Annotated in this window: 26 protein-coding genes and 1 pseudogene; 13 read left to right on the forward strand and 14 right to left on the reverse strand. The window is 35.0% G+C overall.

Going from position 1 to position 25,163, the window contains the following annotated elements; all coding sequences use genetic code 11:
• Position 1 precedes the first annotated feature (1 nt).
• The 3 genes from ACGH47_RS08235 to ACGH47_RS08245 form a co-directional block, all read right to left on the reverse strand.
• Positions 2-973, reverse strand: coding sequence for a glutathione S-transferase family protein (locus ACGH47_RS08235; protein ID WP_411623181.1), 972 nt, complete (start codon positions 971-973; stop codon positions 2-4).
• Between the two features lie 173 nt (positions 974-1,146).
• On the reverse strand, positions 1,147-1,848 hold the full coding sequence (locus ACGH47_RS08240; RefSeq protein WP_065559672.1) for a response regulator: 702 nt from the start codon (positions 1,846-1,848) through the stop codon (positions 1,147-1,149).
• Positions 1,849-1,866: 18 nt separating this feature from the next.
• Positions 1,867-3,456, reverse strand: coding sequence for an ATP-binding protein (locus ACGH47_RS08245; RefSeq protein WP_411623182.1), 1,590 nt, complete (start codon positions 3,454-3,456; stop codon positions 1,867-1,869).
• Between the two features lie 279 nt (positions 3,457-3,735).
• On the opposite strand from ACGH47_RS08245, the pseudogene ACGH47_RS08250 reads away from it, so the two are divergent.
• From ACGH47_RS08250 to citX, 7 genes and pseudogenes are all read left to right on the forward strand, one after another.
• Positions 3,736-5,028: pseudogene (locus ACGH47_RS08250) on the forward strand (2-hydroxycarboxylate transporter family protein); the annotation flags it as partial.
• 94 nt (positions 5,029-5,122) lie between these two features.
• Positions 5,123-5,965: a fumarylacetoacetate hydrolase family protein gene (locus tag ACGH47_RS08255; protein ID WP_294828307.1), complete on the forward strand. Its 843-nt coding sequence runs from the start codon at positions 5,123-5,125 to the stop codon at positions 5,963-5,965.
• An 8-nt stretch (positions 5,966-5,973) separates the two neighbouring features.
• Entirely contained in the window at positions 5,974-7,029 is a 1,056-nt protein-coding gene (gene citC / locus ACGH47_RS08260; RefSeq protein WP_411623183.1) for a [citrate (pro-3S)-lyase] ligase, read from the forward strand.
• Entirely contained in the window at positions 7,030-7,320 is a 291-nt protein-coding gene (gene citD, locus ACGH47_RS08265) for a citrate lyase acyl carrier protein (protein WP_065559668.1), read from the forward strand. It abuts the gene before it with no gap.
• On the forward strand, positions 7,317-8,204 hold the full coding sequence (gene citE / locus ACGH47_RS08270; protein WP_065559667.1) for a citrate (pro-3S)-lyase subunit beta: 888 nt from the start codon (positions 7,317-7,319) through the stop codon (positions 8,202-8,204). Before citD ends, citE begins: the two co-directional genes overlap by 4 nt.
• Positions 8,205-8,216: 12 nt before the next feature.
• On the forward strand, positions 8,217-9,746 hold the full coding sequence (gene citF / locus ACGH47_RS08275; RefSeq protein ID WP_267351946.1) for a citrate lyase subunit alpha: 1,530 nt from the start codon (positions 8,217-8,219) through the stop codon (positions 9,744-9,746).
• 70 nt (positions 9,747-9,816) lie between these two features.
• Positions 9,817-10,353 (forward strand): citrate lyase holo-[acyl-carrier protein] synthase, encoded by a 537-nt coding sequence (citX, locus tag ACGH47_RS08280; RefSeq protein ID WP_220215743.1) that lies wholly within the window; start codon positions 9,817-9,819, stop codon positions 10,351-10,353.
• 107 nt (positions 10,354-10,460) lie between these two features.
• Here citX and metB read toward each other — a convergent pair whose 3' ends face one another.
• Entirely contained in the window at positions 10,461-11,645 is a 1,185-nt protein-coding gene (metB, locus tag ACGH47_RS08285) for a cystathionine gamma-synthase (protein WP_411623184.1), read from the reverse strand.
• 174 nt (positions 11,646-11,819) lie between these two features.
• On the opposite strand from metB, the gene metJ reads away from it, so the two are divergent.
• Positions 11,820-12,137, forward strand: coding sequence for a met regulon transcriptional regulator MetJ (metJ, locus tag ACGH47_RS08290; protein ID WP_065559663.1), 318 nt, complete (start codon positions 11,820-11,822; stop codon positions 12,135-12,137).
• A gap of 107 nt (positions 12,138-12,244) precedes the next feature.
• Here metJ and rpmE read toward each other — a convergent pair whose 3' ends face one another.
• The 7 genes from rpmE to ACGH47_RS08325 all read right to left on the reverse strand — a co-directional run bounded on the left by rpmE (position 12,245) and on the right by ACGH47_RS08325 (position 18,299).
• On the reverse strand, positions 12,245-12,460 hold the full coding sequence (gene rpmE / locus ACGH47_RS08295; protein ID WP_065559662.1) for a 50S ribosomal protein L31: 216 nt from the start codon (positions 12,458-12,460) through the stop codon (positions 12,245-12,247).
• A 143-nt stretch (positions 12,461-12,603) separates the two neighbouring features.
• Positions 12,604-13,656 carry an outer membrane-stress sensor serine endopeptidase DegS gene (gene degS / locus ACGH47_RS08300; RefSeq protein WP_267351941.1) on the reverse strand — a complete coding sequence of 351 codons (1,053 nt, stop codon included), beginning with the start codon at positions 13,654-13,656 and terminating at the stop codon, positions 12,604-12,606.
• 112 nt (positions 13,657-13,768) lie between these two features.
• On the reverse strand, positions 13,769-15,142 hold the full coding sequence (locus tag ACGH47_RS08305) for a Do family serine endopeptidase (protein WP_324101220.1): 1,374 nt from the start codon (positions 15,140-15,142) through the stop codon (positions 13,769-13,771).
• A gap of 72 nt (positions 15,143-15,214) precedes the next feature.
• The gene (locus ACGH47_RS08310) at positions 15,215-15,616 is read right to left on the reverse strand and encodes a ZapG family protein (RefSeq protein ID WP_065559659.1); all 402 of its coding nucleotides are present in this window, start codon (positions 15,614-15,616) and stop codon (positions 15,215-15,217) included.
• Positions 15,617-15,677: 61 nt separating this feature from the next.
• Positions 15,678-16,139, reverse strand: coding sequence for a DUF721 domain-containing protein (locus tag ACGH47_RS08315; RefSeq protein WP_267351938.1), 462 nt, complete (start codon positions 16,137-16,139; stop codon positions 15,678-15,680).
• A 730-nt stretch (positions 16,140-16,869) separates the two neighbouring features.
• The gene (locus ACGH47_RS08320) at positions 16,870-17,454 is read right to left on the reverse strand and encodes a hypothetical protein (RefSeq protein WP_267351936.1); all 585 of its coding nucleotides are present in this window, start codon (positions 17,452-17,454) and stop codon (positions 16,870-16,872) included.
• A gap of 182 nt (positions 17,455-17,636) precedes the next feature.
• Positions 17,637-18,299 carry a lipopolysaccharide core heptose(II) kinase RfaY gene (locus ACGH47_RS08325; RefSeq protein WP_411623185.1) on the reverse strand — a complete coding sequence of 221 codons (663 nt, stop codon included), beginning with the start codon at positions 18,297-18,299 and terminating at the stop codon, positions 17,637-17,639.
• Between the two features lie 230 nt (positions 18,300-18,529).
• Here ACGH47_RS08325 and ACGH47_RS08330 point away from each other — a divergent pair, with 230 nt between their 5' ends.
• Entirely contained in the window at positions 18,530-18,829 is a 300-nt protein-coding gene (locus ACGH47_RS08330; RefSeq protein ID WP_267351934.1) for a GIY-YIG nuclease family protein, read from the forward strand.
• Between the two features lie 24 nt (positions 18,830-18,853).
• Here the strand turns inward: ACGH47_RS08330 and ACGH47_RS08335 are convergent, their stop codons facing one another.
• From ACGH47_RS08335 to ACGH47_RS08345, 3 genes are all read right to left on the reverse strand, one after another.
• The gene (locus ACGH47_RS08335) at positions 18,854-19,840 is read right to left on the reverse strand and encodes a serine/threonine protein kinase (protein ID WP_411623186.1); all 987 of its coding nucleotides are present in this window, start codon (positions 19,838-19,840) and stop codon (positions 18,854-18,856) included.
• A 12-nt stretch (positions 19,841-19,852) separates the two neighbouring features.
• The gene (yihA, locus tag ACGH47_RS08340; protein ID WP_065559653.1) at positions 19,853-20,464 is read right to left on the reverse strand and encodes a ribosome biogenesis GTP-binding protein YihA/YsxC; all 612 of its coding nucleotides are present in this window, start codon (positions 20,462-20,464) and stop codon (positions 19,853-19,855) included.
• Between the two features lie 68 nt (positions 20,465-20,532).
• Positions 20,533-21,744 (reverse strand): aspartate aminotransferase family protein, encoded by a 1,212-nt coding sequence (locus ACGH47_RS08345; RefSeq protein ID WP_411623187.1) that lies wholly within the window; start codon positions 21,742-21,744, stop codon positions 20,533-20,535.
• Between the two features lie 208 nt (positions 21,745-21,952).
• Here ACGH47_RS08345 and ACGH47_RS08350 point away from each other — a divergent pair, with 208 nt between their 5' ends.
• The 4 genes from ACGH47_RS08350 to ACGH47_RS08365 all read left to right on the forward strand — a co-directional run.
• The gene (locus tag ACGH47_RS08350) at positions 21,953-22,222 is read left to right on the forward strand and encodes an oxidative damage protection protein (protein ID WP_065559651.1); all 270 of its coding nucleotides are present in this window, start codon (positions 21,953-21,955) and stop codon (positions 22,220-22,222) included.
• Between the two features lie 8 nt (positions 22,223-22,230).
• On the forward strand, positions 22,231-23,301 hold the full coding sequence (gene mltC / locus ACGH47_RS08355) for a membrane-bound lytic murein transglycosylase MltC (protein ID WP_411590418.1): 1,071 nt from the start codon (positions 22,231-22,233) through the stop codon (positions 23,299-23,301).
• Between the two features lie 365 nt (positions 23,302-23,666).
• Positions 23,667-24,212 carry a hypothetical protein gene (locus ACGH47_RS08360; RefSeq protein WP_411623188.1) on the forward strand — a complete coding sequence of 182 codons (546 nt, stop codon included), beginning with the start codon at positions 23,667-23,669 and terminating at the stop codon, positions 24,210-24,212.
• A gap of 241 nt (positions 24,213-24,453) precedes the next feature.
• On the forward strand, positions 24,454-25,163 hold a 710-nt coding region (locus tag ACGH47_RS08365), incomplete at its 3' end, for a hypothetical protein (RefSeq protein ID WP_411623189.1).

Genomic DNA, 25,163 nt, shown 5'->3' on the forward strand with positions numbered 1-25,163 from the left:
ATTAGTGACTTGTACTAAACCGTTTATCTCGATTATGGGGGGTATTCCAATTATTGACATCAGGGCCTAAAGGCAAAATATCATAAGGATTATGCGCATTATTACTCAAAAAATAGCCCTTTTTTATCGCTTCAAAATCGGTGGTTTTACCAAAAGCCGGGATTTGATACAGATCTCTGGCATAAGCCCATAAATTAGAGTAATCAATAATTCGATTACGGTTAGTTTTGAATGCAGAATAATAGGCAACATCAAAGCGTGCTAATGTAACATACAGACGAATATCGGAATCAGTAATATTATCACCAAATAGATAGCGTGATTTGTCTAAACGTTGCTCCAGTTTATCTAATTGATTGAATACAAGATGATAAGCTTCTTCGTAAGCTTTTTGTGAGCGTGCAAACCCTGCCTTATAAACGCCATTATTCACTTCATGAAAAATCACATGGTTAAGTTCATCAATTTCCTTACGTAAATGTAGAGGATAAAGATCGGGCGCACCTGATTTATGAAAGGGTTTAAAAACGGTTTCCCAGTAGTAGGTTAAATTAAAATAGTCATTGTTAACCACTTTGCCGGTTTTCACATCCACTATGGTTGGTACGGTTGCTCGACCATGGTAATTGGGATCTGTCGAGGCATAAATTTCAGGTAAGTAGCGAATACCGAGCACCGGATCGACGCCTTTAGGATCCAGCGAAAACTCCCAACCATGGCTGGTACGGACGGGTGATACTTTACCAACACTGATCACATGCTCTAACCCCAATAACTTAATCGCTATCATCTGGCGGTGTGCCCAAGGACAAATTGCCGCCCAAATTAAACGATAACGACCCGATTCAACCGGCAGCATGCCTGGCTCGTTGCCGAAGGGAGTATCAAATCGATTAGATTGACGAACAAAAGCGCCATCTTGGTTAATTTCATTATTTTCGGTAGTGACTACCTTTCCTATCGCTATAGACATATGCTTACTCCTCTTATTTGATACGGCAGAATCAATCCTGTTTCAGGATTGGATAAATTCAATCTAGCATCAAATATTTAGAGGATAAAATAATAAATAAGCATATTTATATAATTATCAATTATATGGATAGCTGGTTTTAGTGGTACTTAACTCGTGTTTGGTAATTGGAACTATTTACCTAATCGTTTATATAGTCTTTCAGGACGCCCGATTTTTCCATGGTTAAGTTCAACGGTTAATAATTTTGTTTGAACACAGTGTTCTAAATATCGTCTGGCGGTCGTTTTACTGATTTGGGCATTTTCGACTATATCATCTACCGTTAACGGTTTGTCTGTTTTCATAAATAGATCTTTAACTTTTTGTAGAGTGATTTCCTCGATACCTTTTGAATGACGATTAATGCCGACAAAATCTTTCGTTTGCAAATTAAAAAGTTCATCAATTCTTCGTTGATTGACATGCTTTTGTAGGCTTTGCCGATATAAGAACAGCTCAAAGCGCTCTAACGAATGTTTTAAACGTTGATAGGACAGTGGTTTTATTAAATAATCAAATGCACCCAAGCGTATTGCTTTGCTACACGTATCCATATCACTGGCTGCAGTAATGAAGATAACATAACAATCTAGATGATTATTAATGATATATTCAAAAAGATCGATACCTTTTCCATCTGGTAAATAGTTGTCTAATAAAATTAAAGTTGGTTTTAATTTATCGATCATTATTTTTGCTTCAGCTAAATTGGAGGCAATACCGATAACGTTTACTTTGGTATCACGTTGAATAAAATCAGCATTTAGCTCAGCTAAAATTGGCTCATCTTCAACTATAAGTGCTTTAATTATATCATCTTTTGATTGATTCATACTTTCTTATCCCTCATGTTATTTGGGTATGAAAACGGAAAAAATTGCACCGTAAGGTTCATTATCTTCAAATGTAATATAGCCATTAGCTTTTTTAATGTAAGTCAAAACGAGATGCAAACCAATCCCATGTTCTTTAGTATCTTGTGATGTGACGCCGGGTTTAAAAATTGAATCACGAATTTTCTCATCTATACCACAACCTTGATCACTAATTTCTAAAACAATTTCATCGGTTGCATCACTAAGATATAAATAGATTGTTTTATTGCCACGATCGTTTTTCAAACTAGCATTGAATGCGTTATCAAGTAAATTACCTAAAATAGACATAAATTCTGTTTCGGTAATTGAATCGGGTAATGCATTTAGCTGGCATGCAGGATCGAACATCAGTTTTAAACCAATTTCATGTGATTTAGAATATTTACCTATTAACAGACCACATACAGCAGGTACTTTAAAATGTTCAGTTATAAAATCTAAGCTAGCTTGATTATCGGCAGAGTGCAACGCAATAAAAGATTCTGCTTCTTGGTAACGCTTCATATAAATTAAGCCAGATAGTGTTGCCATCCAATTAAGATGCTCGTGTCTTAATGTGCGCAAATTATCCACATATTGATTTACCTGAGTTAATTGCATGCTTAATAAGTTAATATCATTGTAATTACGGAACGTAATAACCCAACCTTTAATCTTATTATCAACCATAATTCGAATTCGATTAGCAATGACAATAATATTATTAAAATAACAAATATGATCATGTATATCTCGGATCTTGTTATCATTTCCACATATAAATTCTGTTGATTCAATAAAATCCCATAAGGTATGATGAATCAATTCGTTATCTTTGACTTTAATTTTTAACATCGATCTTGCTGATTGATTGATATTCATAATTTTGTATTCAAGATCAATGGCAATGACACCCTCAAAAATGGATTCCATAATTGATTTTTGACTTTTTACCAGTAATGCAATTTCTTTCGGCTCCAAATTAAACATTTGTCTTTTGATTGCCTTAGAAAAACAATAAGAAAAGATAAACAATGCTAAAAATAGTAATGAACAAAAAAAGATAAAAGGGATTACTTGTTTGATATGTAGTGCATAAATATCATCAATCATATAACCAATTGAAACAATGCCAACAATTTTACCTTGATCAATTATTGGTGCTTTGCCTCTTAATGCTAACCCAAGTGAACCTTTACTAATGGTAACACTGCTATTGCCATTGAGTACTTGCTGATTATCGTCACCAATCATGGGTGAAAATAGGGCATTATTGGCAGTATGAAAAAGGCGATGGGCATTTTCATCACCAATAACAATATAACTTGCGTCACTTTGTTGAAAAATATCAATTACTAATTCAGCTATTTTATTCGTATCTTTTTCTCTAACATATTTTATTAAACTGGGTATTACTGCTAATTCTCTTGCTTGAATTTGCGCTTTTTCACCTAAACTTCGGTATAAATTTGTTTCTGTCGCATTCCAAATATAACTTTGTAATAGAGCTAAAATAATCAATGAAAAGATCAAAAGAGATAAAAATAATTTCGTAGTAAATGATAATTGTACTTTCTTTCGCATTTTTACATTTACTTTTCAAATTAAAGTAGAGGTGAGTGTAACACAGCATAAAAAAACTTTGAGCCATTAAAACCATAAAAACCACAGTTAAAATATGATTTATATCACAAAAATGAGATTCATATTTTGTCACTATACGCGCCAATTAATTCGAACAAATCAAATCATTTTGGAGAAAAAATACATATGGTGGATTTCAATTCAATTGGAAAAACGCATAATCAAAAAGAATCAACGAGTAAGCCCGTTGAGCAAAATTTAAAAGGGTGGCCTTATAATTGGTGGCGACTCATGGACAATTATAAAATTGGTGTAATTCCACTTCCATTATTTATTATTGCTGGTATTCTTATTTTCACCGAAGTGTTAGTAACAGGTAAGTTACCGAGTGAAATCGTTGTTATGGTTGTCACTTGTGCATTTTTTGGCTTTTTGTGTGGTGAAATTGGTAAACGTTTACCGATCGTTGGTAAAATGGGTGCAGCAGCAATCTGTGCAACCTTCATTCCATCTGCTTTAGTTTATTATGGAATTCTTCCTACGCCAGTTGTTGAAGCAACAACTAAGTTCTATAAAGATACGCATATTCTTTATTTATACATTTGTTGTATCATCGTTGGTAGTATTATGAACATGGATAAGAAAACACTTATTCAAGGTTTCTTAAAAATCTTTGGACCGATGGTATGTGGTGAGATTGTCGGGATGCTTGTTGGCGTTGGTGTCGGTTATCTACTTGGTTTAACACCGTTTGAAACTTTCTTCTTCTTGGTATTACCTATCATGGCTGGTGGTGTCGGTGAAGGTGCAATTCCACTTTCAATTGGCTACGCAGCAATTTTGCATATGGAACAAGGTGAAGCCTTAGGTCGTGTTTTACCGATCGTAATGTTAGGTGGGTTAACGGGTATTATCTGTGGTGGTGTGCTTAACCGTATTGGTAAAGCTTATCCACATTTAACAGGTAACGGACGATTATTACCAGCGTCAGAAGAAGACGAAATTACAGATAAAAAAGCAACAAAAGCAGATTCTGTTATCGATGTGACAACATTTGCTTCAGGTGTATTATTAGCCGCTATCCTTTATATGGTTGGTATGATTGGTCATAAAGTGACGGGTATTCCAGCGCCAGTAGGGATGTTATTTGCAGCTGTATTTGTTAAATTAATATCTGGTGTTTCACCGAAAGTATTGAGTGGTTCACAAGTCGTTTACAAATTTTTCCAAACGTCTGTAACCTATCCAATTTTATTTGCGGTAGGTGTGGCAATCACTCCATGGGATAAAATTGTTTCTGCATTTACGTTAACTAACTTAGCAGTCATTGTTTGTACCGTAGTGAGCTTAGTAACAACAGGCTTCTTTGTAGCGAAAAAATTAGGTATGTATCCAGTAGATGCAGCTGTTATTTCATGTTGTCAAAGTGGTCAAGGCGGAACAGGTGACGTTGCAATATTAACCGCAGCAGAACGAATGGAGTTAATGCCATTTGCACAAATTGCAACCCGTATTGGTGGTGCGATTAATGTATCGGTATCGTTACTTATTCTCGGCAATTTCTTAGTATAGTTAAATTTTTTTAACAACAACCTTAGCCTAGACTAGGGTTGTTTGTTTTTATTTTATAGTAATAATCAATACAAACAGCTTTTAAGGAGTACTCATGAAGCTTGTCAGTTATCTTGTCTCTGGTAGAGCAAGTTTTGGTCTTCTCACTAATCATGGTATTGTTGATTTAAAACAAAAATTCGGTGATAAATATGCTGATTTGAAATCATTACTTGCTGATGAAGAAGGCTTGTCGCTAGCAAAAACCTATGTTAATGCTCCAAGTGACATTAATGAGCAAGATATCACTTATTTACCGGTTATACCGAATCCAAATAAAATTTTATGTGTTGGCATGAACTATGCTGAAAAAAGAGCAGAGTTTAATGAAACCAGTTCAGCCCCAACATTATTTGTTCGTTTCCCTGATTCACAAACAGGGCATAAAACAAATATTCTCAAACCAGCTATTACCAATGAACTAGATTATGAAGGTGAACTTGCCATTATCATTGGTAAAGGTGGTTTTCGTATTAAGCAAGAAGATGCATTATCACATGTAGCGGGTTACAGCTGTTATATGGACGGTTCTATCCGCGATTGGCAATATACTTGGTTTACGGCAGGTAAAAACTGGCCAAGTACAGGTGCGTTTGGCCCATGTTTAACCACGACTGATGAGATTCCTGATCCTACCGTATTATCTTTAACGACCTATTTAAACGGTCAGGAAATGCAACACGATTATGTCAAAAACTTAGTCCATACTGTGCCTGAACTTGTTTCTTATATCAGTACTTTTACCCGTTTATCTCCTGGCGATGTTATTCTGACAGGTTCACCGGGTGGTGTAGGTAAAAAACGCAATCCCCCAGTATTTATGAAAGATGGCGATAAAATTGAAGTTGAAATCTCTGGAATTGGTCGTTTAACTAACTATGTGGTAGCAGAAAAATAGGTGATATTATGTATAGTTTAGTCGATTTTTCAGTGGTAGATATCTCTAAATCATTAACTGAACGAGAACAAATTATTCGTTTGTTAACGCTATCGGATCTAAACTTAGACCCTCAAGTCCATATATTTATCGTTGCTTACATGGACGGTAAAATGGTGGCTTGTGCTGGCATTGATGACAATATTATTAAATGTGTTGCGATTGACCCCGATTATCGTGGAAATCAGCTTAATTTGACTTTGTTGGATAACGTTATCAAATATGCTAATGAGCAGGGGCATTTTCATCTCTTTTTATATACTAAACCTGAAAATATCGACTTTTTCAAAGGGTGTGGATTTTATCCTATCGTCGAGGTAAACAATCTTGTCGTATTAATGGAAAATACCCCCGTTGGAATTAAGCAATACTGTAAATATTTAAGTGAACACCGTAAGGAAGGGAACAAGATTGGCAGTGTAGTGATGAATGCTAATCCATTTACAAAAGGTCACCAACATCTTTTACAATATGCTGCCAGTCAATGTGATTGGCTTCATGTTTTTGTCGTAAATGAAAATGTTTCACTATTCCCATTTGATGTGCGTTTGCAGCTCGTGAAAGAGGGATCGAAACACTTAAAAAATGTCACGGTACATGCAAGTTCAGCCTATATTATATCGAGAGCAACATTTCCTACTTATTTTTTAAAAGATAATGATAAAATTGATTACGCTTGCATGGGGATCGATTTATTAATTTTCCGCAATTATATTGCCCCAGCACTGAATATTACCTATCGTTTTGTTGGAACCGAGCCCTACAGTCAAATAACTAATGCTTATAATACTTCAATGCGTTATTGGTTACAGGATAAAGATGTTAGTCCTTACCCGGTTGTGACGTTGGTTGAAATTCAGCGCATTCTTGAAGGGGAAGATATCATATCCGCTTCGTTGGTTAGAAAATTACTGGCTGATGAGCAATATGAAGAGGTAAAACGATTAGTTCCAGAAACAACATGGAACTATCTAGAGGTTAATTTAGATTCAGTCAAAAATTTAATTCGTTCAAAAGGTAACTAAATGAAAATCAAGAAAGAAGCCATGGCTGGCACTCTCGAATCAAGCGATTTGTTAGTGAAAGTCACTCCTAATACAGGAATTGAAATTGTTATTAATAGTGATGTTAATAAGCAATTTGGCGATCAAATACGCGCCGTTGTAGAGCAAACCTTAACAAGTCTTAATGTGACTGACGGTTTAATTATTATTGATGATAAAGGCGCTTTAGATTGTGCGATTAAAGCTCGAGTACAATGTGCAGTATTGCGTGGCGCAGAAGAAGAGAACTTAGATTGGAGTAAATTACTATGAAAAAATTGCGTCGAAGTATGTTATTTCTGCCGGGTGCGAATGCCGCGATGTTATCCACTTCGTTTGTCTATAAGCCTGATTCAATCATGTTCGATCTTGAAGATGCAGTATCATTAAAAGAAAAAGATTCTGCTCGTTTATTGGTTGCACAAACATTACGTCTTCCGGTTTATAAAGAACATGGAATTGAAACTGTTGTTCGAATCAATGCGCTCAATACTCCATTTGGATTAAAAGATCTTGAAGCTGTTGTGAGAGCAGGTGTTGACGTTGTACGTCTACCGATGACAAATAGTGCTGAAGATATCCATGAACTTGAAGCTCACGTTGAACGAATTGAAAAAGAGTGTGGTCGTGAGGTTGGTAGTACTAAATTAATGGCAGCTATTGAATCTGCGTTAGGTGTAGTAAATGCTGTTTCAATCGCAAAATCTTCACCACGTTTAATTGGTATAGCGTTAGCTGCGTTCGATTATTTAGTTGATATGCAAACTGAGCGTGGAGACGGTACCGAACTATTTTATGCACGTTGTGCTGTTTTACATGCAGCGCGAGTGGCGGGTATTGATGCATTTGACGTGGTTTATTCTAACGTTAATGATGATGAAGGCTTCTTGAAAGAAGTTAGCTTAATCAAAAAATTAGGTTATAACGGTAAATCACTGATTAATCCAAGACAAATTGAATTACTACATAATGCTTATGCGCCAACAGCTGCAGAAGTTGAAAACGCACAAAAAGTGGTTGAAGCTGCTGAAGAAGGTGAAAGAAAAGGGCTTGGTGTGGTTTCATTAAATGGCAAAATGATTGATGCACCGATTATTGCACGTGCTCAAAAAATTATTGAGCTAGCCAAATATTCTGGTGTACGTAAAGAAATTTGATAGGATTAAAAAATGACGACTTCTATAGACAAAAAAATTGATGATTTGCTAAAACAGCATCCTGATCTAAAAAATATTGCACCGTTTGTTGATGCTAATGCAACAACGCCTTATTTAAAAGATGAGTCAAAATACACACGTAAATTATGTGATTCTATCGAACAAGCAATTCATAAATGTGAATTACGTGATGGAATGACGATCTCTTTCCACCATGCTTTTCGTGAAGGTGATAAGGTCATTAACAAAGTTGTTGAAACGATCAGCAAACTTGGTATTAAAAACTTAACGTTAGCATCAAGCTCATTGTTAAGTTGTAACTCTGCCTTGATTCCACATATTGAAGCAGGTGTAATTACCAAAATTTATACCTCTGGTTTACGAGGTAAATTGGCTGATGCTATTTCACATGGATTAATGGATAATCCTGTTCATATTCACTCACACGGTGGACGAGTAAAACTTATTCAAAGTGGTGAAATTAACATTGATATCGCATTTTTAGCTGTTTCAACAGCTGATGAACAAGGTAATGCGAATGGTGTATCGGGTAAATCTCAATGTGGTGCATTGGGTTATGCGATGGTTGATGCGCAATTTGCGAAAAAAGTAGTTTTGTTGACTGAAGATATCGTTGGTTATCCAAATCATCCGGCAAGTATTCGTCAGGATCAAGTCGATTATATTGTTAAAGTCGATGAAGTTGGTGACCCGACTAAAATCAGTGTCGGTGCAGCAAGAATTACCAGCAATCCACGTGAGCTAATGATTGCTCGCTATGCTGCGGATGTCATCGAGTACTCTGGCTATTTTAAAGATGGCTTCTCAATTCAAACCGGTTCAGGTGCGTCTTCAACGGCAGCCACCCGATTCTTAGAAAATCGTATGCGAGCTAAAAATATTACTGCCTCTTTTGCATTAGGTGGTATTACAGCAAGTATTGTTGATTTACATGAAAAAGGGTTAGTTAAACGTTTACTTGATACGCAAAGTTTTGATGGTACCGCAGGACAATCTTTAGGTAAAAACCGAGATCATATCGAAGTTTCAACCAATGTCTATGCAAACCCTGCATCGAAAGGGGCAAGTGTTGATGAGTTAGATATTGTTATCCTTAGTGCATTAGAGATCGATCTTGATTATAACGTTAATGTATTAACGGGATCGGATGGTGTTATGCGAGGTGCGTCTGGTGGTCACTGTGATACCGCTGCTGGTGCAAACTTAACCATTATTGTTGCGCCATTAATTCGTAGCCGTATTCCAACTGTGATTAAGAAAGTGACCACTGTTGTAACACCAGGTGAGAGCGTTGATGTGCTTGTAACTGACCATGGTATTGCTGTTAACCCTAATCGTCCAGAAATCGCTGAACGTTTAAAAGCAGCAAACTTGCCGGTGATGAGCATTGAAGAGCTTTACCAACGTGCGGTGTCATTGACTGGTGAACCAAAACCAATTGAATTTAAGGATAAAATTGTTGGTATTGTTCATTACCGAGATGGTTCGGTGATTGATGTCGTACGCGAAGTTAAAGACTAACTAACTTGCAATAGCATGACATGATGACATGCTATTGCCTTCTTTTATCTAAATAGCAGACAAAACCACAATGATAGTAAAATTTGATGATGGTACGCCAATCACGCTTGAACAGATGTTACTTGCGAAAGAAAAACGAGTTGCCAATCAACTTTTTGCAATCACACACTATCAACAACCAATCATCTCACTTTGTTTGGTTATTCCAGGGGCTATTAAAAATAGTAGTGGAGCACACTATCTATTTAATCAAGCGATCCAAGCATTACATCACTGTTTGAGTACAAACAATATTACTATCGTGAATGAACAGCATTATCATCAAATCACAGGGTTTGAAGCGATTATTTCGGTAGCTTGCCAAACAGAAAAGTTAAAACAATTTTGTATTGATATTGAAGATAATCATCCTTTAGGACGATTATGGGATATTGATGTTATTGATCCCACTACCCAACAGAGCCTTTCTCGAGCTCAATTTGAACAACGTCCAAGGCAATGTCTAGTGTGTGATGAAGTAGCAAAAATTTGCGGACGAGCCAAACGACACTCACTTGATGAGATATTTACCGCAATTCAAAATAAAATTATCCATTACGGCAAATAAGATTTAAAATTCATCATCAAAATCAATTAATTAAATCTTAAAAGGATTGATGAAAAAGATTATAATAGTGAAAATCATCAACCCATAATTTAATTGTATAATTAAAGCTAAATAGCCGCTAATGCTTGTTCTAAATCACCGATTAAATCATCAATATCTTCTAATCCAACTGAAATGCGTAATAGTTGATCGGAAATGCCAGCCGTCTTACGTGCTTCGGCGCTAATTCCTGAATGGGTCATCGTTGCAGGGTGACAGACTAAGCTTTCAACTCCACCTAATGATTGTGCCAACGTAAATATATTCAGCGCTTTTAAAAATTTAGGCATAACATCAGCATTACCGACCAATTCAAAACTTAAGAGGGAACCAAACCCTTTTTGCTGTTTTTTTGCGATATCGTGACCAAGATTAGACGGTAAAGATGGATGGAAAACTTTAGCAATTTTAGGATGATTCACTAAAAACTCAACCACCTGTTTAGCATTGTCTTGTTGTAATTTGACACGAGCAGCTAAAGTACGTAATCCACGTAATAATAAGTAGCTATCAAATGATGACGTTAATGTACCAATATTATTTGCCCACCATAAGACATCTGTTGCTAATTTTTGATCTTTGAAGACTAAAATACCAGCCAATAAATCGGAATGACCATTTAAAAATTTGGTACAAGAATGGGTGACAATATCGGCTCCAAGTTCTAATGGCTTTTGTAGAATAGGTGTCATAAAAGTATTATCTACAAGTACAATTGCACCAACTTCATGTGCTTGGCGAGCGATCGCTTGAATATCGACAACACGCAATAGGGGATTACTTGGTGATTCAATTAAGACTAATTTAGGACGTAGATTTAACGCTTCTTTCAATGCAACAGGATCGGACTGATCAACAAATTTTGCTTTAAAATGACCTCGTTCGCTTAAGCTGTTAAATAACCGATAACTGCCACCATAGCAATCATGAGGCGCAACCACTAAATCATTAGGGGATAATAATGCAACGCTAACTAAATGAATGGCTGACATTCCACAATTCGTTAATATGGCATCCGCTCCACCTTCCAATTTTGCGACGGTTTGTTCAACTAATCGTCGGCTAGGATTTGATTTTCGACCATAATCAAATTCTCTGGGTTTTGCAAACTCTTCATAGCGGTAACATGTTGAAGGTGTAATCACTGGAACGACACTACCGTATTGATCATCGGTATTTAGACCACCCCGGACAGCAATCGTCCCTTGATTTAAATTAGCACATTGGCTTTGATTGTTAGATTGATTAGCCATAATAACCTTCCTAGACCTCTTGATTTATTCTTAGATATCAGTTGTATAAGAATAACACAATTAATAAAGACGTCAACATGTCTAGACGTCTAAGTATCTTGGTGTGTAGATTGCAGTAAAACAAAAAAAACGTTAAAATTATCCACATTATTTGTGATGTAATTTGGTGGAAAAATGATGAAATGGAATGGCGACTATATCAGCCCTTATGCAGAGCACGGTAAAAAAAGTGAGCAAGTAAAAAAAATTACTGTTTCAATTCCGTTAAAAGTCTTAAAGATATTGACTGATGAACGTACTCGTCGACAAGTGAATAATTTGCGTCATGCAACCAATAGTGAACTTCTTTGTGAAGCTTTTTTGCATGCTTATACAGGGCAGCCTTTACCATGTGATGAAGACTTACAAAAGGATCGAGAAGATGGTATTCCACAGCAAGCTCAAAAAATGATGAGGGATTTAGGTATTGATCCTGATCTGATTGATGAATAAAAATTAAATGGTTATCATCGTTCAGTATCATTAGAGAAGGGATATAAAAAAGGCGCATAAAGCGCCTTTTTTTTTATGATAATAACGAAAAATCGTTACAACAAAAACTATTTTTTACCGCCAACCATTGAAAAACGTTGTTTGAATTTATCTACACGTCCACCAGTTGCAACATCACGTTGTTTACCAGTATAGAATGGGTGACACTCACCACATACGTCAAGATGAATATCATGACCAATAGTTGAATGAGTTTTGATAACATTACCGCAAGAACACGTTGCTGTAATTGCTTTATATTCTGGGTGAATACCTTCTTTCATAATAAGCCTCTAGAGTTGGTTCGTATCGCTATATAAACGGCTGTGAAAGCAAAGTCTATACACCATACGAGTGTTAAAAAACATGATTAAGGTTGCGAATTATACGCTTTAAACTGCTGGTAATCAAGCAATAAAAGCCTTGTTTAAACAGGTAACTGACCAATAGTTACTTGTAACTCAACCTTTTCACCGTTTCGCAATACTACTATGGGGACGGTTGTGCCTGGTTTCAACTCGGCTATTTGATCCATTGTTTGAATAATGGATTTTACAGGCTTGTTATCAACCATAATTAAAATATCATCTGTTTGTACTCCGGCTTGTAAAGAGGGACCTTCGGCATTAGTAACCAAAATACCTAAAACAACCGGCATATCGCTTGGATTTCGAGTAGGCGTAAATTCTAATCCATCAATACCAATATAACCGCGAATTATTTTGCCATCTTGAATCAATTTATTCATTATCTTTACCGCTAAGGCCGTTGGAATGGCAAAACCGATACCTTCGGGTACTTCATTTCCTAAATTTTTAGCAAAGGTTAGGGTGTTAATTCCGACTAATTCACCTTTAGTATTGACGAGTGCCCCTCCAGAATTACCATGGTTAATTGATGCATCAGTTTGAATAAAGTTTTGTCGACGATAAGGACTTAAACCATCACGTCCTGTTGCACTGATAATACCTTGCGTAATGGTTTGCCCAATATTATATGGATTACCTATAGCTAAAACAACGTCTCCAATCTTTGGTTCTCGGTTAGGATTGATGTGAATTGTTGGTATATTGGTAGCTTCAATTTTAAGAACTGCAATATCAACCAGTTTATCAGAACCAACAGTTAGCGCTTCAAAAATTCGTCCGTCTTGTAAAGCAACGATAATTTGTTCTGCACCATCAACAACATGATAATTAGTAATAATGTAACCCTGCTTACTCATAATTACCCCAGAACCTAGTGGTGTAATTGGGTTATCTGTCGATTGTTGAGACATTGCATTCACTGAACGGCTGTAGATATTCACAACCGCGGGTGCAGCAATTTTGACAGCATCAGAATAACTTATGGGTTCGTTATCAAAGATTGATCTTGAAAAGTTTGATTGTGTTCCATTGCGCAAGGTCGGAAATATAATCAATAGCACTATCGCTAAAACAGTACCAATCAATATAGGCCATAAAATTTTCTTAAGCATAATGATTTGATTGTAAAGGGTGATAAGAAGATTTTAGCACATCTGACTAGATGTTGAAATTAATGATTTTCGTCGATACAAAAGCATCGACGAAAAAAAATTTATTCAGGAATTAGCGTAAAATTAAATATAAACGGCTATCACCCCGAACAATATTTAGCGCAATTGCAGATGGTTTGCTGTCAATAATTTTGCGAAGATCCGCAATATTGTTGACACGTGTTTTATTTACACCCGTGATAAGGTCGCCTTCTTGCAGGCTTAAACTTGATGCAGGTGAATTTTTAGCAATGCTCTCAATAATTACACCTTTTTGTCCTTTAATTTCACCATTAGTTAATATAGCGCCGTCAAGGGAAGCGTGTAAAGATTTTGCTTCGGTCGTCGATTCGTCGCTATTTTTTAATTTTACACTAACGGTTAGATTTTTACCGTCACGAATTAAACCTAATTCAACAGTTCGTCCAACACCAGCGGTAGCAATTTTAGCTCGTAATTCGGCAAAACTATCAACGGGTTTTCCATCCATTGACACAATCACATCGCCAGATTTAATACCGGCTTCCTTTGCGGCCGAGTCATCGATAACTTCACTAACAAATGCGCCTTTTTGAATTTCGAGATCAAACGCCTTTGCAATATCAGAAGTTAATTCATTTCCTTTTATACCTAATACACCCCGTTTGACTTCGCCAAATTCAATTAATTGCGAAGTTAAATTTTTCACCATATTACTTGGAATTGCAAAACCGATACCTACATTTCCACCACTAGGTGCAATAATAGCGGTATTAATTCCAACTAATTCACCATTTAAATTGACCAAGGCTCCACCTGAATTGCCTCGATTAATTGACGCATCTGTTTGAATAAAATTCTCAAAACCATTCATACTAAGTCCACTACGAGCAAGCGCGGAAATAATACCCGAAGTAACCGTTTGACCAATTCCAAAAGGATTACCAATTGCCACAACATAATCACCAACACGTAATTTATCCGAATCAGCGAGTTTCAGTGCGGTTAATTTTTTACCATCTTGAATTTGCAGTAATGCAATATCACTTTGTTGATCTTTACCAATTAATTTGGCTTGATACTCATGACCATCATTTAAAGAAATAATGATTTTATCTGCATTTTCAATAACATGATTATTGGTTACTACGTAGCCTTTTTCAGCATCAATAATGACACCAGAACCTTGACCAGTAAACGCTCTCGATTGACTGTCAGGATAACCAAAGAAACGTCTAAATTCCTCTGGCATGTTATTTTGCATCTGAGCAACACCTTCAACTTTAATGCTGACAACAGACGGTAATACTGTTTCTAGCATTGGAGCCAAACTCGGTTTTTCAGTATTATTATCGGTAGGTATCGATGGAAAAGCAGCATAAGCATTTGAAAACATCGATAAACTTATACTTATACTTAAAGCAATAACACTTAATAGTTTTTTTTGTTTTTTTACTGAATTGTTCATTTTACAACTCTCGCTTTTCGAATAATTTAAAAATAATAGAAACTTGTACTAGCGCTTACTAGTGAATTCGTATTAAGACCGTTGATCATCCGTTTTAAATAAATTTGAAGGATTATCAGAATAATCTTTAGGTTGCTTTTCTAAAACTAATTTTGGGCTACTGTCAGAATTATTTTCATCAAGACTAAGATTAGGCATATTTTCGCTACCAATAATCTGTTGCGAATTTTCTGCCATATGTTGATAAAGACGTCTAAACTCTTTAGCCATATTATCTAAGATTTCAGCACTGTGGGAAAAATGTTGAGCAATCATTTGTTTTTGAGTTTTCAACTCTTCTTGTGCTTTATCAAGCTCTCGTTTGGTATTTGCATATTGACGAGCTTTAGGACTAACCACATTCATTAAAATAGCGCCAACAATCAAGCCTATCACTAATCCAATTAAAATATAAATGATGATGTCTTTTTCCATAAATTACTCCTTGTACTTTATATAGTCTGATTATATAAAATTAATATAAACTTGCTAGTTATCATTTTGCATGGTTAGCAAGTTTAATCAATTGTTTTTTTAGTTTATTTGGTGCATTTTCTGCTAATGCATATAAATAAGTTGCACTAATTTGTGTCATGGTACTGTTCATTGTAGCATCATTTGACGAATGATTAACCCTTTGGGATGAAGGTGCAGCAATATCAGGATTAATACGATATTGAATTGATGCTAAAGATGGCAATAGGTTTTTGCGAATACCGGTTAATAAATTGCTTTGTTCATATTTTAGCCGAGTAAGCCAACTCGCTGAACTGACTTCAAGAATGAGAATACCTTGCCTAAAATTAGATACCCGACATTGAACATTTAACGGAGGAGGCAATAGATCAAATACAACATTAGCTAATTTTTTTAACGCATATATTCTTTCTTGAATATGCAATAAAGAAGAATCTTGCGTCAAAATTGACGAAAGTATTTGTGGTTCATTATCACGCATAGGCTAACCTCATGCTCTCCATTATGATCTTTTGCTCTGTTTAAAAAACATACGCAATATATGACTAAAATAATTTAGCGCATCTAATAAAAAATATCTTACTAAAAAAAAATATTTACAGATAGTTAAAAAAACTTTTTCATATTGTTAATCTAGCATACTGAAAATAAACAACTTGTTTTGGAAGTCGATCCTTTATAGGAATAGCACCGCTTAAAAACGTTTATTTCAAGTAATAGCATAATTATCGTTTTATAAAAAAGGAAATCATCATTTATTACTATTATTTTAACAAAGATATCCAAGCAGTAAATGATTAAAAGCAATAATTGATACAGATTAGTTATATCGCTAATTTAATTTGATATATTTCAAATTAAAACATAAAAAAATGTTGCAAAGTGTAAATAAATAACGTGGAATGTAATTTAAATAAGATTATCATTGCCGATTATAAAAATTAATAACAAAACTTAAAAAAATTTAATTAAACAGAAAAAGTATAAATAGTATGAAGCGATTGGGTTATCGTATTTTGTCACTGTTTTGGTTTTTTGCATCTTAATTGTGCTTGTTAAAATATTCGCTTTAAATTATGTCCTGATCTAAAACCAGTATTTCAAACCGTATGTTAATGATTTCTGTTTAATGACACTAAAATATTAAATACGGTGATTTTGGTTTAATACTTAATAAGTTCAGAAAAATTTAATTCAAATAAAACGTGTTATTATTTTAATAAACATGATTGGATCTTATTGATTTCTTTATTTAGTGCATCGATAACTAAGTCAGGATGTGATCGTTGTAAAGTTTTAACGTTTTCAAAACCATCATTTACTGTCGAACCCGTATATTGTTGAGCCTGTTTAATGTTGCTAAATAGATAATGAATATTGTTTTGATGGTGAGTAGCCGTTAAAGTATAACTGACAAAATATTTAGCGTTATAATGATAGTCGGTTATGGCATTGGCAACAACATGATTTCCTTCAACTAGCTTAATCGTTTGCCCCCCATTTATTGTGATCGATTGTTGATTAGGGATGTTGTATGAATACCACCAAGGTGATCCAAAATAACTTTCGTTTGTTAGCACAACTGGTCCATTATTGAGTTCTTGTGCAATACACAGCGACAAGGAAGAATGAAGATTTTGGGTTGGTATTGTTTTGCTATATTTATTGAGAATATCATCGCCCGATGCGTTTTGTGATATTTCGACGCCTTGGGTTTGATAAATCGACGCCATTTTGGGCGATGTACAGCCCGTTAGCACTGCAACAAGAGTGAATAAAATTATAAACGCTTTCATGGCTAGCTCCTCATAGGTGTTAAATGGTTTATTGATTAGTTTACTCATATTGATAAACATTAACCATAAATTGATATTTAAAATTGAATGAAAAGAACCAATGTTAAAAATGTGGAAATCAATAACAATTTTAGACGTTATGCGAGTGAGGTAAATAATTACCTCACATCATTAAGATAATATTAAACCTTTTTACCACGAATTTTTCGTGATAATCGTTTAAATCCATGGGTGAATTTTTTAATTGCCATAGCCATAGCCGGAACTTTAATCTTAATATTAAATCGTTCTTGCAGTTCTATGGCATCGTTAGCTTTGGTTAGCCAAATAAACCCTGAATTTGTTAAGTCGATGGCTTTAATTTTGCCATCTGGCGTTAAAATGAAATTACCGCCATGCACATCGTTAGAGACTAAATTATAATGATGAAGTTTTTCGATACAATTTTTGACTTGTTCGCCATGTAATTTCATTTCGTCCCTTGTTAATGAACGACCTTCGATAAAATTAAAAATCATATAGTGGCGTTTAGTTTTTTTATCGAATGCGACTAAATAAAGCTCATAAGCTATGTCGCATTTATCCTGCGAAATTTTAGCTAATTTATGGATTAAATTGAAATAAAAATCACCGGTTATTTTGGCAATCAGTTGACGTTCCAAACGATTTTCAACGCCACCATCAATTTTAAAAATAAATTTGCTTTGATTATGATTAATTAAATAAGTATATCTTTCAATACGATCACTAGGATCCAGTAATTCATGGTGACCTTCCTCTGCCAGAAAGTGATCAAACAGTTCAAGATAGTCAATTTCATCATTTTGGACGTAAGCGAACTTCATATCACCACGTTCAGTTTCAATTATATTTGCAAAGTTATTCAAATTACTTGGCTCCAACATACAACAACACAATTGGTTTATCTTAAACACTATCTATCTTAAAGTAAATGAAACGATGATAATTATAACGTTTACATAACCTAATTATAATCATCAAAATTTTGCGCTGATTAAAATGTTTTCTTATAATTGAAAATTATTGATAAATACGTTAACTGCTATTGTTTACTATGCTAAATAAGTCATCAGTTTGGTTTCTCTATATTATTAAAACGGCTAATCAAACATTCTATACCGGTATTACTACTGATATTAGTCGACGTTTACATCAACATCAAACTGGTCAGGGCGCTAAATATTTGAAAGGTCATCAAGATCTTACGCTTGTCTATCAAGTTTATGTTGGGGATAAATCCACAGCTTTAAAGCTTGAGTATCGTATCAAACAACTTTCTAAGACTCATAAAGAAAAACTCATTGCACAATCTCCTAACTTAACGGAATTATTGGCAAGATTCATTGCTAACTAATTTATTTTTAGATGAGTTTATAATTCAAAATGCCGACATCAATGCTAAAGGTGGTGAGTAAATTGCTTTAGTTTGCTGTTCAAATTCCTTGAGTTGTTGATACCAAAAATCAACATCTGTGATCCAAGGAAAAGCAGCAGTAAAAGCCGGGTCTTGCCAACGTGTAATAATCCAAGCCAGATAATGAACCATTCTCATTGCTCTTAATGGCTCAATTAATTTAATTTGTTGACTATCAAAATCGTTAAACTCTTGATACATTTCTATTAACGTATCAAGTTGTAGACGTTGTTCTTGACGATTACCATTCAGTAACATCCATAAATCTTGAATTGCAGGGCCATTACGTGCATCATCAAAATCGACAAGTATGGCTTGGTCTCGCCATAATATATTACCAATATGACAATCACCATGTAAACGGATGCATTGCCAATCATTATGCCAATGTTGTTCAACGGCTTTAATTAGGTGTGTCAGGTTTGTTCTAAGCGCTGAATGAATATTTTTAGGAATAAACTGACAAGATAAAAGTACCTCTTGAGGCTGATAAAGGTACTCCTCAAGACCGATTGTCGGTCGGTGTATAAAGTTTTTTTGAGCGCCAATTTGATGCATTCTACCTAATAACAGTGCGACTGACTCCATTTGTTCAATGTTATCAGATTCGTATTGTCTGCCGCCTATACTTGGAAAAAGCGAGAACAAATAACCTTGATATTCATGCAGAGTGTTGTTATTGACTATTATAGGCGTAACAACAGGGATTTCAGCATCAAATAATGCTTGGGTAAATTGATGCTCCTCAAGAATTTGCTCTCGATTCCAGCGATGTGGACGGTAAAACTTAGCAACATAACGTATTCGCTCTTCATCCATAAATTGGTAGACACGATTTTCATAGCTATTTAATGCTATTAAACCCGAATCAACACGTATCCCGATAGACAATAAACAATCAAGAATAAATTCAGGGGATAGCGTCTGGAATGAAAAAGCAGGATGATTCATTAATTTTCTCTTTTATTGTTGGTTAAACCATTCGTTTAATTGCCATTTTAATGGTTCAAGACCAATACGTTTTGGTGATGAGAAAGGGGATACTGTAATATCACCTTGAAAAGGTAAGATGGCTTCTTTGACCATATTAACTTGTTTTTTGAGCGCTCCAGACGCCAGCTTATCTGCTTTGGTCAATAACAACATGACGGGAATGTTCACCGATACCGCCCATTCAATCATCTGTTGATCTAAATCTTTTAAAGGATGTCTTATATCCATTAATATCACTAAACCTTTAAGGCTTTCACGTTTTTGTAGGTATTCCCCTAATGACTTCTGCCATTTTCGCTTGATTGTTTCTGGCACTTGCGCATAACCATATCCTGGCAAGTCAACCAACCGACAATTAGGCTCGACTTCAAAAAGATTAATAAGCTGAGTCCGCCCCGGTGTTTTACTGGTTCTGGCCAACCCTTTTTGGTTAGTCAGCGTATTAAGCGCACTCGATTTTCCTGCATTTGAGCGACCGGCAAATGCGACTTCTACACCACCGTCAAAGGGCAAATGTGAAATATCCGGTGCACTTAATATAAATTTAGTTTTTGCATAATTTAATGGTCGAATATCGTACATAAATAAGTATCCTATAAATGCGTAGACAGCATTTAATCGATTAAAATGCTGTTACTGTATAGAAAAACTTAAGCATTGACAACTTTTTCAACGGCTTTTGCAAATCGGTTCATCCCTTCTTGGATTTCATCTTCTGATATAATCAGTGAAGGTGTAAAACGTAATACATTTGAACCGGCATTTAAAATCATTACTTTATATTCTGTTGCGACGTTCAAAAAATCGCGAGCTTTGTCATGAAACTCAGGTTGTAATTCAGCGCCAATAAGTAACCCTTTTCCTCGATATTCTCTAAACACATTGAATTTGTCATTAATTTCTTCCAGTTTAGCAATAAATATTGCTCGACGCTTTTCGATCCCTGAAAGCACGTCTGGTGAATTGATAATATCAAACGCTTCACAGCCTACTGCACAAGCAAGAGGATTACCACCATAAGTGGTACCATGTACACCAGCATGCATCACAGAGGATACTTGATCGGTGGTTAACATTGCACTAATCGGGAATCCGCCACCCAATGCTTTAGCGGAGGTTAAAATATCCGGTATCACATTGTATTGTTGATAGGTGTATAAACTGCCTGTTCGTCCCATGCCACATTGAACTTCATCAAATATTAGCAAGGCATTATATTCATCACAAAGCAACCTAACACCATTCAAAAATTCAGGTGTAGCCGATGCTAAGCCGCCTTCCCCTTGTACCGGTTCAAGGACGACCGCACAAGTATGATCATCCATGACCGCTTTAACAGCATTAAGATCATTAAACGGAACATGAACGATATCAGCTGGCTTAGGGCCAAATCCATCGGAATATTTTGCTTGACCTCCAACAGAAACCGTGAAAAAAGTGCGTCCATGAAAAGATTGGTAAAAAGAAATAATTTTAGTTTTATAAGGATGAAACTTTTTTGTGGCATAATAGCGAGCAAGTTTGAACGCTGCTTCATTGGCTTCCGCCCCTGAATTGGCAAAAAATACGCGATCAGCAAAAGTATAGTCAATCAGTTTTTGAGCAAGCATTAATGCCGGTTCATTAGTAAACACATTGCTGACATGCCACAATTTTTGACTTTGTTCTTGTAATGCTTTGATTAATCTTGGGTGGCAATGCCCTAAAGCGTTTACTGCAATGCCACCAGCAAAATCGATGTACTCTACGCCATTTTGATCCCAAATCCGGCTACCTTCACCTTTAACGGGGATAAATTGTGCGGGTGAATAAACGGGTAAAATGACTTTATCAAACAGTTCTCGAGAAACGTTATGTTGCATTGTTACATCCTTACCTATATTGACATGTTGCAATCTATTTTATGCCAAATAGAGGTTTAGTAAAGTAAATAATTATTCATTTTATTTGAATTAAAATTCAATTTGAAAGTTTTGCGCAGGATAGCGACCGAATAATTTTCTTCTTTTACATAAATGTTTTCAGTTATAATTGGACACTATTTTTAATTGTATTTGGAAAAAGATTAATATGAGCCGCATTATATTTTGCCATTATTTACAAGAAGAATCGGAAGGTTTGGATTTTCAGCTATATCCGGGAGAGCTTGGCAAGCGTATATATAACGAAATTTCAAAACTAGCTTGGCAAGAATGGCTTAAAAAACAAACCATGTTAATCAACGAAAATAAACTCAATATGATGAATCCTGAACATCGAAAAAAAATTGAAGATGAAATGGTTAAATTTTTATTTGATGGTGAAGATATCATTATTGATGGCTATAAACCACAAAATTGAGAAATCACATGAAAAATAACATAAAAATTATTACATTATTTGTTACTGCAAGTTTTTTAGCGGGTTGTCCTAGTAAAAATGCAAATTTCGATAATGAAGATTATTATGTTAAAGATACCAATGCATTTAATATTTTAATCAGCCAATATGCTAATAATATTGAACAAATATGGGGGCCCAAAGAGGTGCTTATTGCGGGACCTAAAGATTATGTTCAATATGAGGATAATTTAGAAACGCGAGTTCATATTAACTTTGTTTCTGGGGTGATTACGATAGAAACATTGTCTGATATGCCTATAATCAGTTTAAAAGATGCTATTGTTTCAACGCTACTAATGCCAGAACCAGATGATATTATTCGTCATGGTAAAATGGGGCAGGATCAGTCACAAGAGCCTTTTTTGTATAATCAGGTGCTTGACCAAGAAATGCAACCTATTCGTTGGAGTGGTAGAGCCAATAACTTTGCTGACTATGTTCTTGCTCATAATATGCAAGTTCGCACATCGGGTTCTCATCAAATTACTTATGTTGAAATTAAACTTGTTCCTAATCATATCAATCAGCGCGCCAGAAAATTTTTACCGTTAGTGATTGAAGCATCAAATCGTTACCTTATAGATGAACGATTAATTTTAGCGATTATGGAAGTTGAATCGGCATTTAACCCCTATGCTGTGAGCCGTAGTGATGCACTTGGATTAATGCAAGTTCAACAACATACTGCTGGACGCGATATTTTTTCATTAAGGGGAAAATCAGGGGAACCTAGCAGGCAATTTTTACTCGATCCTAAAAATAATGTTGATATGGGTACCGCTTATTTATCACTATTAAAAACAAAATATCTAGCTGGAATTAATAATCCTATTTCTTTGAGATACGCAATGATAACATCTTATAATGGTGGTGCAGGTAGTGTACTTCGTACCTTCTCTAATGATCGTAACGAAGCGATTAACATTATCAATTCTATGACCCCACAGCAAGTATATCGAAAATTGGTTACTTCCCATGTTTCACAAGAGTCTCGCAACTATCTTATCAAAGTCAGTAGTATATTAGACAATAGGTAGGATATAAAATTGTCGTGCCATCATATTATATTGATTTATTTATATTATGATGGTCTTTGTTAAAGAAACAATAGTTATTTAATTAACCCCGATTTGTTAATTTTAAATTTCACTTCTTAAGAAAAGCTTACCGTGAAGGTAATTGAAATTGATAATAATCTGTTTTATTTGCTGTTTAACCGCTTACAACTCTTAGCAAATAAGGAGTTGATGCGGTTTCAACCTAAACTTAGAATAAGTGAAAATAATAGTAAAGTTTTAGCTATTAAATTTTTAGTAAATTTTATCTTTTCTTTATATCGTTTAAGGTCATCAACCTAAATTTAATAACAGAGTTGCAATAAAATGAAAGGAAATTCTAATTCATGAATAAATGTAAACGGTTCCGTATTTTTTCTGATCTGGTAATAGGTTTGTTGATTTTGCTTGGATCAATTTTTGCTTTCGCTAAAACAATGACTAATTTAATCATGCTTAGATCTATTGATGATGAATTAAATACAACAGAAAAATTGAACTCAGGCATCTACCATTCTGGATTCACCTTACAAAAGTTATTTCTTGCTTCTTTGGGATTTTATAAAGATACAAATTATCCGATTAAAAATGTCGGATCTCACAATGAGATATATCAGCAACCTAATTTAGATAATCACCGTCAATTAGAAACATTGTTTTTCAGTCATAGCCATTTTGTTACAGCGCTATTTGAAAAGACTGTTACTGTTATAAAAGAACTATTATCAATAGACAATAAATACAGTGTAATCTCGGCTGCTCAATACGGACTTTTCAAAAACAGTATTAATGCGGCATCCTTTCAGATTTTAGGTCAATGTGTTGTGCAAGATAGCAATTTGCTAACTAATTTATTTCAACGAAAAGATAGAGCGTATAAAAAATACACATAAAGATATTAACTTGATGATATCTTGATAGTTTAAGGCAAATATTTATTATTTATTGATCGTTTTATTCGATCAATATGTTATGTCAGCTCAAAAAGTCTCAAACTAAAATGTTATTTAAATCATTAATTATTAATTAAATGTTAACTTAAAACGATAATCGGTATAGATGTTAATAAAAGACATTTAACTGAACTAACAATAAATAAAAATAATAGCTATTAAAAGAAAGGAAATAAATTAGATGAAAAAACATAACTGGACCCGACATCCGCTTTGTTTGGGGATAAGTGTTGCTTTTTTACTCGGCTCAAATGGTGTTTATGCCGGTACGGATAACGTGCCCAAATTGAACATTATCCGGGATGAGTTTAATGCAAAAGAAAAGCTTAATTTAAGTATCTATAATCCTAAAGTGAAGTTAACTTCACAAGGATTATTTACAACACCAATGGGGCTTTATGTTTATACCAACTATCCAACCAAAATTGCGGAATACCAAATCACCATTTACCGACAATCTGATTTAGATAACCAATATCCCTTAAAGACTTTCCGTTTTAGTGATATCAGCCCTTATGAAGCGGTATTATGGAATGGCGATACGGATAATGGTGAGCCATTATCGATTGATAGCGAGTATAAAGCGATTTTAACCACCACCAGTTATGACGGTTTGAAAGACAATGTTTATGCGACATTTTTTAAGACATTAGGTTATGGCAGTGCACAAACCGACAGTGATTTTATTTCCTATAGCAAATCTAACCTCCAATCTACCTCGTCGAATTTATTATTTGGTCAATTAAAATCAGATAGCACCATACCGGGCTTTGGTGAAAGCCGAATAAACCATCAGGGCATCGTCACCAGTGCCCAAGACCGTAAAGTGGTCATTCAAATGGCGGGACTGGAAGATAAAAAAGCAGTGATGCTCAATGGTGAGCGCTTAGT

It is taken from the genome of Gilliamella sp. CG16 (genome assembly GCF_046635785.1).
GTDB classification, from domain to species: Bacteria; Pseudomonadota; Gammaproteobacteria; order Enterobacterales; family Orbaceae; genus Gilliamella; species Gilliamella apicola_I.

What these genes read in the sequence shown, in the direction of transcription:
- citD (WP_065559668.1), top strand. Translation starts at nt 7,030, where the DNA reads ATGAAAATCAAGAAAGAAGCCATGGCTGGCACTCTCGAATCAAGCGAT.
- metB (WP_411623184.1), bottom strand. Translation starts at nt 11,645, where the DNA reads ATGGCTAATCAATCTAACAATCAAAGCCAATGTGCTAATTTAAATCAA.
- ACGH47_RS08255 (WP_294828307.1), top strand. Translation starts at nt 5,123, where the DNA reads ATGAAGCTTGTCAGTTATCTTGTCTCTGGTAGAGCAAGTTTTGGTCTT.
- rpmE (WP_065559662.1), bottom strand. Translation starts at nt 12,460, where the DNA reads ATGAAAGAAGGTATTCACCCAGAATATAAAGCAATTACAGCAACGTGT.
- ACGH47_RS08305 (WP_324101220.1), bottom strand. Translation starts at nt 15,142, where the DNA reads ATGAACAATTCAGTAAAAAAACAAAAAAAACTATTAAGTGTTATTGCT.
- citF (WP_267351946.1), top strand. Translation starts at nt 8,217, where the DNA reads ATGACGACTTCTATAGACAAAAAAATTGATGATTTGCTAAAACAGCAT.
- ACGH47_RS08245 (WP_411623182.1), bottom strand. Translation starts at nt 3,456, where the DNA reads ATGCGAAAGAAAGTACAATTATCATTTACTACGAAATTATTTTTATCT.
- ACGH47_RS08235 (WP_411623181.1), bottom strand. Translation starts at nt 973, where the DNA reads ATGTCTATAGCGATAGGAAAGGTAGTCACTACCGAAAATAATGAAATT.
- ACGH47_RS08330 (WP_267351934.1), top strand. Translation starts at nt 18,530, where the DNA reads ATGCTAAATAAGTCATCAGTTTGGTTTCTCTATATTATTAAAACGGCT.
- ACGH47_RS08345 (WP_411623187.1), bottom strand. Translation starts at nt 21,744, where the DNA reads ATGCAACATAACGTTTCTCGAGAACTGTTTGATAAAGTCATTTTACCC.
- ACGH47_RS08320 (WP_267351936.1), bottom strand. Translation starts at nt 17,454, where the DNA reads ATGAAAGCGTTTATAATTTTATTCACTCTTGTTGCAGTGCTAACGGGC.
- citX (WP_220215743.1), top strand. Translation starts at nt 9,817, where the DNA reads ATGATAGTAAAATTTGATGATGGTACGCCAATCACGCTTGAACAGATG.
- ACGH47_RS08240 (WP_065559672.1), bottom strand. Translation starts at nt 1,848, where the DNA reads ATGAATCAATCAAAAGATGATATAATTAAAGCACTTATAGTTGAAGAT.
- degS (WP_267351941.1), bottom strand. Translation starts at nt 13,656, where the DNA reads ATGCTTAAGAAAATTTTATGGCCTATATTGATTGGTACTGTTTTAGCG.
- ACGH47_RS08350 (WP_065559651.1), top strand. Translation starts at nt 21,953, where the DNA reads ATGAGCCGCATTATATTTTGCCATTATTTACAAGAAGAATCGGAAGGT.
- metJ (WP_065559663.1), top strand. Translation starts at nt 11,820, where the DNA reads ATGATGAAATGGAATGGCGACTATATCAGCCCTTATGCAGAGCACGGT.
- ACGH47_RS08335 (WP_411623186.1), bottom strand. Translation starts at nt 19,840, where the DNA reads ATGAATCATCCTGCTTTTTCATTCCAGACGCTATCCCCTGAATTTATT.
- yihA (WP_065559653.1), bottom strand. Translation starts at nt 20,464, where the DNA reads ATGTACGATATTCGACCATTAAATTATGCAAAAACTAAATTTATATTA.
- ACGH47_RS08325 (WP_411623185.1), bottom strand. Translation starts at nt 18,299, where the DNA reads ATGAAGTTCGCTTACGTCCAAAATGATGAAATTGACTATCTTGAACTG.
- ACGH47_RS08315 (WP_267351938.1), bottom strand. Translation starts at nt 16,139, where the DNA reads ATGCGTGATAATGAACCACAAATACTTTCGTCAATTTTGACGCAAGAT.
- mltC (WP_411590418.1), top strand. Translation starts at nt 22,231, where the DNA reads ATGAAAAATAACATAAAAATTATTACATTATTTGTTACTGCAAGTTTT.
- citE (WP_065559667.1), top strand. Translation starts at nt 7,317, where the DNA reads ATGAAAAAATTGCGTCGAAGTATGTTATTTCTGCCGGGTGCGAATGCC.
- ACGH47_RS08360 (WP_411623188.1), top strand. Translation starts at nt 23,667, where the DNA reads ATGAATAAATGTAAACGGTTCCGTATTTTTTCTGATCTGGTAATAGGT.
- citC (WP_411623183.1), top strand. Translation starts at nt 5,974, where the DNA reads ATGTATAGTTTAGTCGATTTTTCAGTGGTAGATATCTCTAAATCATTA.
- ACGH47_RS08310 (WP_065559659.1), bottom strand. Translation starts at nt 15,616, where the DNA reads ATGGAAAAAGACATCATCATTTATATTTTAATTGGATTAGTGATAGGC.